Genomic DNA, 13,378 nt, shown 5'->3' with positions numbered 1-13,378 from the left:
CGCGTCCCCGGGCCGCCCTACGCCGTGAGCACGGGGCCGCCGCGCAGCGGGTCCGGCACATGCCGCGGCAGCCGGTGCGGCAGGGCTCCGTACCAGGCGCAGGACAGGCCGTAGCCGAAGCCGAGGCAGAGCAGTCCGCCGACGGCGTCCAGCCAGAAATGGTTGGCGGTCGCCACGATCACCACGAGGGTGAGGGTCGGGTACAGCAGCCCCAGGATCCTTCCCCAGGGGGCCGCCGTCAGTGCGAAGACGGTCAGCCCGCACCACAGCGACCAGCCGATGTGCATCGACGGCATGGCCGCGTACTGGTTGGACATGTTCTTCAGGTCGCCCGAGGCCATGGAACCCCAGGTGTGGTGCACCAGCACCGTGTCGATGAAGTCCTGGCCGTTCATCAGCCGCGGCGGCGCCAGCGGGTAGAGGTAGTAGCCGACGAGCGCGACGCCGGTGGTGGCGAAGAGGACCAGCCGGGCGGGGGCGTAGCGGCCTGGGTGCCTGCGGTAGAGCCACACCAGGACGCCGACGGTCACCAGGAAGTGCAGCGTGGCGTAGTAGTAGTTCATCGTCACGATCAGCCATGTCACCGAGTTGGCGGCGTGGTTGACGGTCTGCTCCACGGCGATGCCGAGGGCCTGCTCTGCCTCCCAGATCCAGTCGGCGTTCCGCAGGGCCTGGGCCTTCTGCTCGGGGACGGCGTTGCGGACCAGGGAGTACGTCCAGTAGCTGACCGCGATGAGGAGGATCTCGAACCAGATGCGCGGCCGGCGGACCGACCGCCACTCGCGCAGTCTGCTCCGCTCCGGGGCCGGGCCGTCCACGGTCACCATGGGTGACGGGGGCGCGGTCCGGTCTTCCGAGGACTTCACGGTCGCTTCACCCATGGGAGGAGAGTCTGCCAGACGGGTGCAAGCGATCCGATCATCCCTCGGGCTGGTTCGAGAGGGGCCCGGTCCCTCCTGAGGACGAGCCGGGGCCCCCGTGTCTCGCCGGCACGGCCCGGAATTCGGGAGTCCGGTGCAGGGTGTGCGGGCCGGCGGGACAGATCAGGACGAACCGTGCAGAGGTCCTGCCGCGGTCGAGCCGCGGACGACCAGTTCCGGCATGAACACGAACTCGCTGTGCGGGGCCGGAGTCCCCCCGATCTCCTCCAGCAGGGTCCGGACCGCGGCCTGACCCATGGCGGGCACGGGCTTGCGGACCGTCGTCAGCGGCGGATCGGTGAAGGCGACGAGGGGGGAGTCGTCGAAGCCGACGACCGAGATGTCGTCGGGTACCTCGAGCCCCCGCTGCCGTGCGGCCCGGATCGCGCCCAGCGCCATCATGTCGCTGGCGCACACCACCGCCGTGCAGCCCCGGTCCATCAGGGCGGACGCCGCGGCCTGGCCGCCCTCCAGGGTGTAGAGGGAGTGCTGGATCAGCTCGGCCCCGATCTGCTGCTCGCCCAGGCCGAGCTGGTCGCGCACCGCCCTGACGAAGCCGTCTATCTTCCGCAGCACCGGCACGAAGCGGCGCGGACCGAGGGCCAGCCCGATACGGGTGTGGCCGAGGGCGACGAGATGGGTCACGGCCAGCTGCATCGCGGCCCGGTCGTCGGGCGAGATGAAGGGCGCCTGCACCTGCGGGGAGAAGCCGTCGACGAGGACGAAGGGGACGCCCTGGGCGCGCAGCTTCTCGTAGCGCTGCATGTCGGCGGTGGTGTCGGCGTGCAGTCCGGAGACGAAGATGATGCCCGAGACGCCCCGGTCCACCAGCATTTCGGTGAGTTCGTCCTCGGTGGAGCCGCCGGGGGTCTGGGTGGCCAGCACGGGCGTGTAGCCCTGGCGGGTCAGTGCCTGTCCGATGACCTGGGCCAGGGCCGGGAAGATGGGGTTCTCCAGCTCGGGCGTGATCAGCCCGACGAGCCCGGCGCTGCGGCGCCGCAGTCTCACGGGGCGCTCGTAGCCGAGGACGTCGAGTGCGGCGAGCACTGATTCGCGGGTGGTCGGGGCGACACCCGGCTTGCCGTTCAGTACCCGGCTGACCGTCGCCTCGCTGACCCCCGCCTGGGCTGCGATGTCGGCGAGCCGTGCGGTCATGGGATTGGACTGTACCGGTCGCATCTCAGATTGCCCACCAGACGGTCGAGTCGGCGGGAAGCGCGACCGTCCCGCCGCCGGTCCCGAGCGGAGCGGAGGACAGCAGGCAACTCCCGGGCGCGGGGAGTCGCACGTCCGTGCCGCGGGTGTTGGTGGTGCAGACGAATCCGCCGCGGGCGAAGGCCAGCACCCCCTCGGGCGCGTCGAGCCAGGTCACACCCGCGCCGGCGCCGAGAGCCGGGTGCTCGCGCCGCAACGCGATCGCGGCCCGGTAGAGCTCCAGGGTGGAGCCGGGCACGCCGGTCTGCGCCTCCACGCTCAGGTCCGCCCACTCCGCGGGCTGCGGGAGCCAGCTGCCGCCGGCGCCGAAGCCGTACGAGGCGCCCTCGCGGGTCCAGGGGATCGGCACCCGGCAGCCGTCGCGGAAGCCGTCCTGGCCCTCCGCGCGGAAGAACGACGGGTCCTGGCGCACCTCGTCCGGCAGGTCCGTGACGTCCGGGAGGCCCAGTTCCTCGCCCTGGTAGACGTACACGGAGCCGGGCAGCGCCAGCATCAGCAGCGCCGCGGCCCGGGCCCGGCGCAGCCCCGCCGGTCCGCCGCCGTAGCGCGTGGTGTGCCGGGGTACGTCGTGGTTGGACAGCACCCAGGTGGTGGGCGCGCCGACGGACGCGGTCGCCGCCAGCGACGCCTCGACGACCTCCCTCATCCGCTCCGGGTCCCAGGGGCAGCGCAGGAACTGGAAGTTGAACGCCTGGTGCAGCTCGTCGGGGCGCACATAGAGCGCGAGGCGTTCCGGGCTGGGCGTCCAGGCCTCCGCCACGCCGATGCGCTCCCCGCCGTAGCCGTCGAGCAGCCGCCGCCAGGAGCGGTGGATCTCGTGTACCCCGTCCTGGTCGAAGAAGGGCAGCACCTGCGCGCCGATCATCCTGGCCTGCTCGCGGGCGCCGATGTCGGGCAGTCCGTCGGCCTTGACCATGCCGTGGGCGACGTCGATGCGGAAGCCGTCGACCCCCAGGTCCAGCCAGAAGCGCATGACCGCGTCGAGTTCCTCGCGCACCTCGGGGTGCTCCCAGTTCAGGTCGGGCTGCTCGGGGGCGAAGAGGTGCAGGTACCACTCCCCGGGGGTGCCGTCCGGGTTCGCCGTGCGGGTCCACGCCGGTCCGCCGAAGACCGACTCCCAGTCGTTGGGCGGCTGTTCGCCGTGCTCGCCCTTGCCCGGCCGGAAGTGGTAGAGCGCCCGCTCCGGGCCGCCCGCCAGGGCTGAGCGGAACCAGGCGTGCCGGTCGGACGTGTGGTTGGGGACGATGTCGACGATCACCCGGAGCCCCAGCCGGTGCGCCTCCCCGACCAGTTCGCCGGCGTCGTCGAGGGTGCCGAAGAGCGGGTCGACGGCCCGGTAGTCGGAGACGTCGTAGCCGCCGTCCGCCTGCGGGGAGGCGTAGAAGGGGGTCAGCCACACCGCGTCCACGCCGAGTCCCGAGAGATGGGGGAGCCGGTCGCGGATGCCGCGCAGATCGCCGATGCCGTCGCCGTTGCCGTCGGCGAAGGAGCGTACGTACACCTGGTAGATCACGGCGTCCCGCCACCAGTCCCCGGGCCGGACGGGCGGCGTCGCCCGCGGGGCCGGAGGGGCCTGCGGGACCGGGGCTGCCGCGGAGGTCTGCGGGACCGGACCGACCGGGGCGCCCCGACCGACCGGGGCGACGGGCGCCGCCGGGGTGTTCGGCGCTGCGGGGGTGTTCGGCGCTGCGGGGGCGGCCGGGGCGACCGGGGCGATCTGCGGCGTGGAGGTGGTGCCGAGCTCCTGGGTCATGGGCGCTCCTTCGGATGTCTGTTTCGGGACGTTCCGGATCTTCCGGCCGACGGCGACCTGTCCCCGACGGTAACAGCGCTGCAATCTCTTGCGAAACGCTTGAGGGGGCGCATCCGGGGCGCTGGAGGGGGTACAGCGTTGGTTGACAAGGCGCACAACGGCAACCGTGAGGACACGCGCAGGTAACGATCGCGGTCCCTTGCGGAAAATTGTCGCAAGGTCTTTCGGTCTGCTTTCAGCCTTGTTACGTTCCTGCACGAATCGGCGCCGTGACGGAACGGGCCCGGGTTGAAGGAGTTCACATGCGACGTGGCATAGCGGCCACCGCTCTGGTCGCGAGCCTGGCGCTCACGGCTACCGCGTGCGGCGGGGACGACGCCGAAGGCGGCAAGAGCGCCTCGGGCAAGCTGTCGGGCACGGTCACCTGGTGGGACACATCGACCGTCGGCAGCGAGGACAAGGTCTTCAAGAAGCTCGCCGAGGGCTTCACCAAGCTGCACCCCGACGTCAAGGTCAACTACGTGAACGTGCCCTTCGGCGAGGTGCAGAACAAGTTCAAGAACGCCGCCCAGTCCGGCTCCGGCGCCCCCGACGTGATCCGCTCCGAGGTGGCCTGGACCCCCGAGTTCGCCGACCTCGGCTACCTCGCCCCGCTGGACGGCACCCCGGCCCTCAAGGACGACAAGGACTTCCTGCCGCAGGCCGCCGCCTCCACGAAGTACGCCGACAAGACCTACGCCGTCCCGCAGGTCATCGACTCCATGGGCATCTTCTACAACAAGAAGATCTTCCAGGAGGCGGGTGTCCAGCCGCCGGCCTCCATCGCCGACCTGAAGACCGTCTCCGAGAAGATCAAGGACAAGACCGGCAAGACCGGCCTCTACCTGCGCGGCGACGACGCGTACTGGTTCCTGTCCTTCCTCTACGGCGAGGGCGGCAACCTGGTCGACGCCGAGAAGAAGCAGATCACCGTCGACAACCCGGCCGGCGTCAAGGCCATGAAGGTCGTCAAGGACCTCGTCGACTCCGGCGCCGCGAAGACCGACGCGACCGACGGCTGGAACAACATGCAGACCGCCTTCAAGGACGGCAAGGTCGCCATGATGATCAACGGCCCGTGGGCGGTCACGGACACCTACGCCGGCAAGGAGTTCGCGGACAGGTCCAACCTCGGCATCGTCCCGGTCCCGGCGGGCTCCGACGGCCAGGGCGCCCCGCAGGGCGGCCACAACCTCGCCGTCTACGCCGGTTCCAAGAGCCTCGACGCCTCCTACGCCTTCGTCGAGTACATGACCTCGGCCGAGTCCCAGACCACGGTGGCCAAGGACCTCAGCCTGCTGCCGACCCGCTCCTCCGTCTACGACAAGCCCACCGTCTCCGGCAACGAGACGGTCGCCTTCTTCAAGCCGGTCGTCGACAAGGCCGTCGAACGCCCCTGGATCCCCGAGGCCGGCAGCCTCTTCGCCCCGCTCGTGACCGAGTACACCAAGGTCCTCACCGGCCAGACCACCCCGGAGAAGGGGGCCAAGGCCGTCGGCGACGCCTACCGCAAGCTCCTGAAGGACTGGAAGTAGGAGCGGGCGGCAGCAGGTACGGAAACCAAGAGACGGCACGAGACGGCAAGAGAAGAGGAATAGCGACCGATGGCTGTCCACACCAGCGGCCAGTCGGTGGCGGAGGCCGCGGAGCCCGGGAGGGCCCGCGGCCGTCGCCGCGACTCCGCAGGCGCGCCCGGCACGTTCCGCCGCGGCCTCTCCACGCACTGGTACGCCTGGACCATGGTCGCCCCCGTGGTGATCGTGATCGGCGTGATCATCGGCTATCCGCTCGTCCGCGGCGTCTACCTGTCGCTGACCGACGCCAACGAGCGCAACGTCGAGCGGTCGATCGGGGTGAACCACCTCCCCGCGACATACGAGTTCGTCGGACTCGACAACTACGCCGACGCGCTCACCGGCAACCAGTTCCTGGGCACCCTCGGATGGACGCTGGTGTGGACGGTCTCCTGCGTGACCGTCACCTTCGGGCTGGGCCTCGCCCTGGCCAACATCCTCAACCGCAGGATCGCCGGCCGGTCGTTCTACCGGATGATGCTGATCCTGCCGTGGGCCGTGCCCGGCTTCGTCTCCGTGTTCGCCTGGCGCTTCCTCTACAACGAGGACAACGGCCTGCTCAACAAGCTCCTCGCGGGCGGCGGCATCGACGCCGTGCCGTGGCTCAACGACCCGACCTGGGCCAAGTTCTCGGTGATCGCCGTCAACGTCTGGCTCGGCGTCCCGTTCATGATGGTCGCCCTGCTCGGCGGGCTGCAGTCCATCCCCGGCGAACTGTACGAGGCCGCCGAGATGGACGGCGCCAACGCCTGGCAGCGGTTCCGCAACATCACCATGCCCGGACTGCGGTCGGTGTCCACCACCGTGGTGCTGCTGAGCACCATCTGGACCTTCAACATGTTCCCGGTGATCTTCCTGCTCACCCGGGGCGGCCCCGGCGAGGCCACCCAGATCCTGGTCACCCAGGCGTACAAGTTCTCGTTCGAGATCAGCCCGCGCGACTTCGCCCAGTCCTCCACCTGGGGCGTGCTGATCCTCGTCCTCCTGATGGTCTTCGCCGCTGTCTACCAGCGCGTCCTCCGCAAGCAGGGAGAAACCTGGTGACCACGACCAACGCCCCGGCCCCGGCGACCGCCCCGGCCGGCACCCCGGTGCGCGGACGCCGTTCGCCGATCGCCTCGGCCGGGCTGCACCTCACGCTGCTCGCCGCCTCCGTGATCGCCGTCTTCCCGGTCCTCTGGGTGCTGCTGACCTCGCTGAAGCCGGCCAGCTACGCCACCACCACGGACTTCGTGCGGGAGACGACGCTCCGGAACTACACCAAGCTGCTCCAGGACACCGAGTTCCTCACCTGGTTCGGCAACTCGCTGCTCGTCGCCGGCCTGACCACGGTCCTCGGCGTCTTCGTGGCCGCCACCACCGGCTACGCCGTCAGCCGCTTCCGCTTCCCCGGCAAGCGGGGCCTGATGTGGACACTGCTGATCACCCAGATGTTCCCGGTCGCCGTGCTGATCGTGCCCATCTACAACATCATGTCGAACCTGGGCCTGCTCAACCAGCCGGCCGGACTCGTCATCACCTACCTCACCATCGCGGTGCCGTTCTGCGCCTGGATGATGAAGGGCTTCTTCGACACCATCCCGCGCGAGATCGACGAGTCGGGCCAGGTCGACGGGCTCACCCCGTTCGGCACCTTCTGGCGGCTGATCCTGCCGCTCGCCCGCCCGGGCATCGCGGTGACGGCGTTCTACTCGTTCATCACCGCCTGGGGCGAGGTCGCCTACGCGTCCGCGTTCATGGTCGGCGACGAGAACCTGACCCTCGCCGGGGGCCTGCAGAAGTTCGTCAACCAGTACGGCGCCCAGTGGGGCCCGATGACCGCGGCCTCCGTACTCATCGCCATCCCGGCCGCGATCGTGTTCCTCCTCGCGCAGCGCCACCTGGTCACGGGCGTGTCGGCGGGCGCCGTCAAGGGCTGACCCCGCACATGGCCCACCTTCCCCCCCAACCACAACCATCCCAGGGATGAAATGACCCAGCACCTCGCTGCCCCCGCCACCGCGACGACGTCCGGCCACCGCGCCGAGCCAGCGCCATGGTGGCGGGACGCGGTGATCTACCAGGTCTATCCGCGCAGCTTCGCCGACGGCAACGGCGACGGCATGGGCGATCTCGCCGGGATACGCAGCCGGCTCCCCTACCTCAGGGAACTCGGCGTCGACGCGGTCTGGCTCAGCCCCTTCTACGCCTCCCCACAGGCCGACGCGGGTTACGACGTCGCCGACTACCGGGCCATCGACCCGATGTTCGGCACACTCCACGACGCCGACGCGCTGATCCGCAGCGCCCACGCACTGGAGCTGCGCGTCATCGTCGACCTCGTGCCCAACCACTGCTCCGACCGGCACGACTGGTTCCGCCAGGCACTGCGCGAGGGCCCCGGCTCCCGGCTGCGCGAGCGCTTCCACTTCCGGCCCGGCCGGGGCGAGGACGGCGAACAGCCGCCCAACGACTGGGAGTCGGTCTTCGGCGGACCGGCGTGGACCCGCACGGTGGACCCGGACGGCACCCCCGGCGAGTGGTACCTGCACCTCTTCGCCCCCGAGCAGCCGGACTTCAACTGGGAGCACCCCGCCGTGCGGGACGAGTTCCGCTCGATCCTCCGCTTCTGGCTCGACCTGGGCGCCGACGGCTTCCGCGTGGACGTCGCCCACGGCCTCGTCAAGGCCCCCGGGCTGCCCGACATCGGCTCCGGCGACCAGGTGAAGCTGCTCGGCAACGACGTCATGCCCGTTCTTCGACCAGGACGGGGTACACGAGATCTACCGCTCCTGGCGGCGCGTCCTCGACGAGTACGAGGGCGAGCGCATCCTCGTCGCCGAGGCCTGGACGCCGACCGTCGAGCGCACCGCGCTGTACGTCCGGCCCGACGAGATGCACCAGGCGTTCAACTTCCAGTACCTCGGCACCAGCTGGGACGCGGAGGAGCTGCGCGAGGTCGTCGACGGCTCGCTCGCCGCGATGCGCCCGGTCGGCGCGCCCGCCACCTGGGTGCTGTCCAACCACGACGTCACCCGGCACGCCACCCGCTTCGCCAACCCGCCCGGCCTCGGCACCCAGCTGCGTGAGCAGGGCGACCGCGAGCTGGGGCTGCGCCGCGCCCGCGCGGCCACGCTGCTGATGCTGGCGCTGCCCGGGTCGGCGTACGTCTACCAGGGCGAGGAACTGGGCCTCCCGGACGTCACGGACCTGCCGGACGAGGTGCGCCAGGACCCGTCGTTCTTCCGCGCGGAGGGCCAGGACGGCTTCCGCGACGGCTGCCGGGTGCCGATCCCCTGGACCCGCGAGGGCGCCTCGTACGGCTTCGGCGCCGGCGGCAGCTGGCTCCCGCAGCCCGCGGAGTGGGCGGACCTGAGCGTGGAGGCGCAGACCGGCGTGCCCGGCTCCACCCTGGAGCTCTACCGGGCGGCCCTGGCCGCCCGGCGCGAGCACCCGGGGCTCGGCGCTGGTGACGGGGTGACCTGGCTCGACGCGCCCGAGGGGGTGCTGGCCTTCGCCCGCGGCGGATTCGTCTGCACCACCAACACCACGGGAGCGCCGGTACGCCTCCCCGCCCCCGGCACCCTGCTGCTGGCCAGTGCGCCGGTCGGGTCCGAGGGCGACTTCGCCGTCCTGCCCGCGGACGCCACCGCGTGGTGGACGGTGTGACGCTCCCCAGGCCGAGGGCCTCGGGAGCGGCCGTCCCCCGGTCGAGGGCCCCGGGAGCGGCCGCCCCCCGGTCGAGGGCCCCGGGAGCGGCCGCTCCCCGGCTCACCGACATCGCCGCGCAGGCCGACGTCAGCGAGGCCACGGTCAGCCGTGTCCTCAACGGCAAGCCCGGTGTGTCGGCGGCGACCCGCACCCGGGTCGTCGCGGCGCTCGACGTCCTCGGCTACGAGCGCCCGGTGCGGCTGCGGCGACGCAGCGCGGGACTGGTCGGGCTGGTGGTGCCCGAACTCACCAACCCGATCTTCCCCGCGTTCGCGCAGGTCATCGAGCAGGTGCTGGCCGGGCACGGCTACACCCCGGTGCTGTGCTGCCAGCAGCCGGGCGGCGCCAGCGAGGACGAACTCGTGGAGCAGCTGGAGGAGAGCGGGGTCGACGGCATCGTCTTCCTCTCGGGACTCCACGCCGACACGGCGGCGGACCAGCGGCGGTACGCCGAACTGGCCGCGCGCCGTGTCCCCTTCGTGCTCGTCAACGGCTTCAACGAGCAGGTCTCCGCTCCGTTCGTGTCACCCGACGACCACATGGCCGCGGGTATGGCGGTGCGCCATCTCGCCGAACTCGGCCATGCGCGGATCGGGCTCGCGGTCGGACCGGTGCGCTATGTGCCGTCCCGGCGGAAGACGGAAGGCTTCCTGGCGGCCGCCGGACCGGACGCCGAACGGTACGTACGGCACACCCTGTTCAGCGTCGAGGGCGGTCACGCCGCCGCCGCCGAACTCCTCGAGGCGGGCTGCACCGGAATCGTCTGCGGCAGCGACATGATGGCGCTCGGGGCGATCCGGGCGGTGCGGGAACGCGGACTCGACGTGCCGGGGGACGTGTCGGTCGTCGGGTACGACGACTCGCCGCTGATCCCCTTCACCGACCCGCCCCTGACGACCGTGCGCCAGCCGGTCCAGGCGATGGCGTCGGCGGCCGTCGGCGCACTGCTGGAGGAGATCCGCGGGAACCCGGTGCCGAGCACCGAGTACGTCTTCCGGCCGGAACTGGTGGTACGCGGCTCGACGGCGCGGGCGCGGGGCTGACGGCGCCGGGCGGGGCGGTGCCTCGGGCCGTGCGCCCCGGCCCCGGTGCGCCCGCCGGGGCCGATCCGGCCGGAGCCCGCAGCGCCCGGCACCGGGCGCTGCGGTGTGCGCCTCACCCGACGCGGCCGCGCGCGCCGAGCCCGCCTCGCCGGCCCGGCCCCGGCGTCTCGGCCCGGCGGCGGCGCTTCGGCCCTGCGGCGCCCCGGGCCTGCGGCGGCGTCTCGGCCCTGCGGCGCCCCGGGCCTGCGGCGGCGTCTCGGCCCGGCGGCAGCGTCTACTCCCGACTGCGGCGTCTCGGCCCGCCGCCGGTGGCCCCGCCGCCGGTGGGCTGCGCGCGACCGCGACCGCGAGCATCGCGCTCAGGCCGCCGCCCGGCGCAGCTGCGCCACGACGATCACGTTCCCGTACAGGTCCGCCAGGTGCAGCGACCGGCTGTCGGTGTCCTCCCGCTCGTTCCACACCCGCACGCCGTGCCCGTGCAGATGCGCGCGGAACCGCGTCCAGGTCGGTGGTGTACAGCACGAGCAGGGGCTGACCGCCGCACTGCCGGCCGATCAGTTCGGCTTCCCGACCGCTGCCGGCGGTCATGAGCCAGAGGCCGACCGCATCCTGCCGGGCACCCGACGTGCACATAGCGGAATCCGTCCGCCGTACGGTCGTGCAGGACGCGGAAGCCGAGTACGTCGCGGTAGAAGGCAGAGGCCGCGCTCGGGATCCTCGACGAGGACGACCAGGCGGCCGAGCCCCGAGAACAGGTCGGTGTCAGAGCGAGCAGTCATGCCCGGCAGCCTAGGGCCTGCCCCGCAGTCCCCGGCGGGTGCCCGACCGACAGCAACACCACACCCGAGGAGAACGCCTGCCCCGCAGTCCCCGGCGGGTGCACGGCGACGCCCGCGGCACCTCGCCGTGTTGGCCTTCCCCGCGGAGCCGCGTACCGTCCCGGCGGCGAGCCCGCGGGGACGGCCGCGCCCGCGGGTGCCCTCGCGTACCGGTCGGGCGGCCTCCGCCGTTCCCGCGTCGTGCGTTCACGGGCGCGCGCCTGGTTTCACCGGGTTCCGCTCGGAGCCGTTCGCCTGCCCGGGGCCGGTACGCAGTCCGTCCGCAGGGTGAAAAGCCTTGCAGGCAGGGGGCGTTCATGTTTCCCGGATGTGTCCAAACGGTTGACCGGGCAATCGTTCCGGCCTACCGTCACCTGCGCAGAGGGCTCTTTCAGTTTTGCAGCAAGAACATTCAGTCTCCGTTCCGGAGCCCTCGCCCCACCTCACCCCTTCCTGAGCCGCAGGAGGAACCACATGGCCAGCAGATCTCTGGCTGCCGTGCTCGCCGTCGTCGCGGGCACCGCCGCGCGGTGATCGCGCCACCGGACGCCGCACAGGCGGCCCCGCCCGGCACCAAGGACGTCCCGCCGTCCTCTTCGAATGGCGCTTCGACTCGGTCGCGCAGGCGTGCTCCAGCACCCTGGCCCGGCCGGATTACGGATACGTCCAGGTCTCACCGCCCCAGGAGCACATACAGGGCCCGCAGTGGTGGACGTCGTACCAGCCCGTCAGCTACAAGATCGCGGGACGGCTCGGCGACCGCGGCGCGTTCACGAACATGGTCAACACCTGCCACGCGGCGGAGTCAAGGTCGTCGTCGACACGGTCATCAACCACATGGCGGCCGGCAACGGCACGGGCACCGGCGGCTCGTCCTACACCAAGTACAACTACCCCGGCCTGTACTCCTCCTGGGACATGGACGACTGCACCGCGGAGATCAACAACTACCAGGACCGCTTCAACGTCCAGCACTGCGAACTCGTCGGGCTCGCGGACCTCGACACCGGCGAGGAGTACGTCCGCAACAGGATCGCGGGCTACATGAACGACCTGCTGTCCCTCGGAGTCGACGGCTTCCGTGTCGACGCGGCCAAGCACATGCCGGCCGGGGACCTCGCCGCGATCAAGGGCAAGCTCACCAACCCGGCGCGTACTGGAAGCAGGAGGCCATCCACGGCGCCGGTGAGGCCGTCCAGCCCAGCGAGTACCTGGGCAACGGCGATGTGCAGGAGTTCCGCTACGCCCGCGACCTCAAGCGGGTCTTCCTCAACGAGAACCTGGCCTACCTCAGGAACTTCGGCGAGGGCTGGGGCTACATGACGAGCGGGAAGTCCGCCGTCTTCGTCGACAACCACGACACCGAGCGCGGCGGCGACACCCTCAGCTACAAGAACGGCGCCGACTACACGCTGGCGAACGTGTTCATGCTGGCCTGGCCGTACGGTTCGCCGGACGTCCACTCCGGCTACGAGTGGTCCGACAGGGACGCGGGCCCGCCCAACGGCGGCACGGTGAACGCCTGCTACAGCGACGGCTGGAAGTGCCAGCACGCCTGGCGTGAGATCTCCTCCATGTCGCCTTCCGGAACACGGCCCGCGGCCAGGGCGTCACCAACTGTGGGACAACGGCGCCGACGCGATCGCGTTCGGCCGGGGCGACAAGGCGTATGTGGCCATCAACCACGAGTCGTCGTCGCTGAGCCGCACCTTCCAGACCTCCCTCCCGGCCGGCAGCTACTGCGACGTCCAGTCGGGCACGGGCGTCACGGTGGACGGCTCGGGCCGGTTCACCCGGACCCTCGGTCCCAACACCGCCGTGGCGCTGCACACGGGCGCGAGGAACTGCGGCGGCGGTGGCGGCGGTTCGCCCGGCTCCGGCGCCTCGTTCGCCGTCAACGCCACGACGGCGTGGGGCAGAACATCTACGTCCACGGCAACCAGGCCGCCCTCGGCAACTGGAACACCGGCAGCGCCCTCAAGCTGGACCCGGCGACCTACCCCGTGTGGAAGCTCGACGTCGACCTGCCCGCCGGCACCGCCTTCGAGTACAAGTACGTGCGCAAGGACGGTGCGGGCAACGTCACCTGGGAGTCCGGGGCGAACCGGACGGCGACGGTCCCGTCGACCGGCAGGGTGAGCCTGAACGACACCTGGCGGTCCTGACGGCGAGGGCGGCGGGGCGGCGCGGTGGAGGCCCGCGCCACCGCCCCGCCCGGCCCGGCGGGCGGCGCGGTCCGGGGAGCACACCGCGGCCGTGCCGCCCGGGCCCGGCGCCACGGCGCGGCCGCAGCGCGGCGCGGGTGAGATCAACGGAACCCGGTGCC

Annotated in this window: 7 protein-coding genes and 2 pseudogenes; 6 read left to right on the top strand and 3 right to left on the bottom strand. The window is 71.6% G+C overall.

What is annotated here, in order from left to right; translation table 11 throughout:
- Window positions 1-17: 17 nt before the first annotated feature.
- The 3 genes from DDQ41_RS03870 to DDQ41_RS03860 form a co-directional block, all read right to left on the bottom strand.
- Entirely contained in the window at window positions 18-881 is an 864-nt protein-coding gene (locus tag DDQ41_RS03870) for a phosphatase PAP2 family protein (protein WP_109293206.1), read from the bottom strand.
- 162 nt (window positions 882-1,043) lie between these two features.
- On the bottom strand, window positions 1,044-2,075 hold the full coding sequence (locus tag DDQ41_RS03865) for a LacI family DNA-binding transcriptional regulator (protein ID WP_109293205.1): 1,032 nt from the start codon (window positions 2,073-2,075) through the stop codon (window positions 1,044-1,046).
- A gap of 25 nt (window positions 2,076-2,100) precedes the next feature.
- Window positions 2,101-3,888 carry a glycoside hydrolase family 13 protein gene (locus DDQ41_RS03860; protein ID WP_109293204.1) on the bottom strand — a complete coding sequence of 596 codons (1,788 nt, stop codon included), beginning with the start codon at window positions 3,886-3,888 and terminating at the stop codon, window positions 2,101-2,103.
- A gap of 302 nt (window positions 3,889-4,190) precedes the next feature.
- On the opposite strand from DDQ41_RS03860, the gene DDQ41_RS03855 reads away from it, so the two are divergent.
- From DDQ41_RS03855 to DDQ41_RS03830, 6 genes and pseudogenes are all read left to right on the top strand, one after another.
- A complete protein-coding gene (locus tag DDQ41_RS03855) occupies window positions 4,191-5,462 on the top strand; it encodes an extracellular solute-binding protein (RefSeq protein ID WP_109293203.1) in 1,272 nt (423 codons plus the stop codon).
- Window positions 5,463-5,531: 69 nt separating this feature from the next.
- Window positions 5,532-6,545, top strand: coding sequence for a carbohydrate ABC transporter permease (locus tag DDQ41_RS03850; RefSeq protein WP_109293202.1), 1,014 nt, complete (start codon window positions 5,532-5,534; stop codon window positions 6,543-6,545).
- Window positions 6,542-7,420, top strand: a complete 879-nt coding sequence (locus DDQ41_RS03845; protein ID WP_109293201.1) for a sugar ABC transporter permease — start codon at window positions 6,542-6,544, stop codon at window positions 7,418-7,420. Before DDQ41_RS03850 ends, DDQ41_RS03845 begins: the two co-directional genes overlap by 4 nt.
- Before the next feature lie 51 nt (window positions 7,421-7,471).
- A pseudogene (locus DDQ41_RS03840) lies at window positions 7,472-9,149 on the top strand (glycoside hydrolase family 13 protein).
- Window positions 9,134-10,234 (top strand): LacI family DNA-binding transcriptional regulator, encoded by a 1,101-nt coding sequence (locus DDQ41_RS03835; RefSeq protein ID WP_394342123.1) that lies wholly within the window; start codon window positions 9,134-9,136, stop codon window positions 10,232-10,234. The pseudogene DDQ41_RS03840 and the gene DDQ41_RS03835 overlap by 16 nt, the downstream one beginning before the upstream one ends.
- 1,292 nt (window positions 10,235-11,526) lie before the next feature.
- Window positions 11,527-13,217: pseudogene (locus DDQ41_RS03830) on the top strand (carbohydrate-binding module family 20 domain-containing protein).
- The last annotated feature ends 161 nt before the right edge of the window (window positions 13,218-13,378 follow it).

It is taken from the genome of Streptomyces spongiicola (genome assembly GCF_003122365.1).
Classification (GTDB): domain Bacteria; phylum Actinomycetota; class Actinomycetes; order Streptomycetales; family Streptomycetaceae; genus Streptomyces; species Streptomyces spongiicola.
The sequence above is the reverse complement of the archived record's forward strand: the minus strand, read 5'-3'. Positions and strand labels throughout refer to the sequence as shown.

Coding starts and splice junctions, on each gene's coding strand:
- DDQ41_RS03870 (WP_109293206.1), bottom strand. CDS start 881: ATGGGTGAAGCGACCGTGAAGTCCTCGGAAGACCGGACCGCGCCCCCG.
- DDQ41_RS03865 (WP_109293205.1), bottom strand. CDS start 2,075: ATGACCGCACGGCTCGCCGACATCGCAGCCCAGGCGGGGGTCAGCGAG.
- DDQ41_RS03860 (WP_109293204.1), bottom strand. CDS start 3,888: ATGACCCAGGAGCTCGGCACCACCTCCACGCCGCAGATCGCCCCGGTC.
- DDQ41_RS03855 (WP_109293203.1), top strand. CDS start 4,191: ATGCGACGTGGCATAGCGGCCACCGCTCTGGTCGCGAGCCTGGCGCTC.
- DDQ41_RS03850 (WP_109293202.1), top strand. CDS start 5,532: ATGGCTGTCCACACCAGCGGCCAGTCGGTGGCGGAGGCCGCGGAGCCC.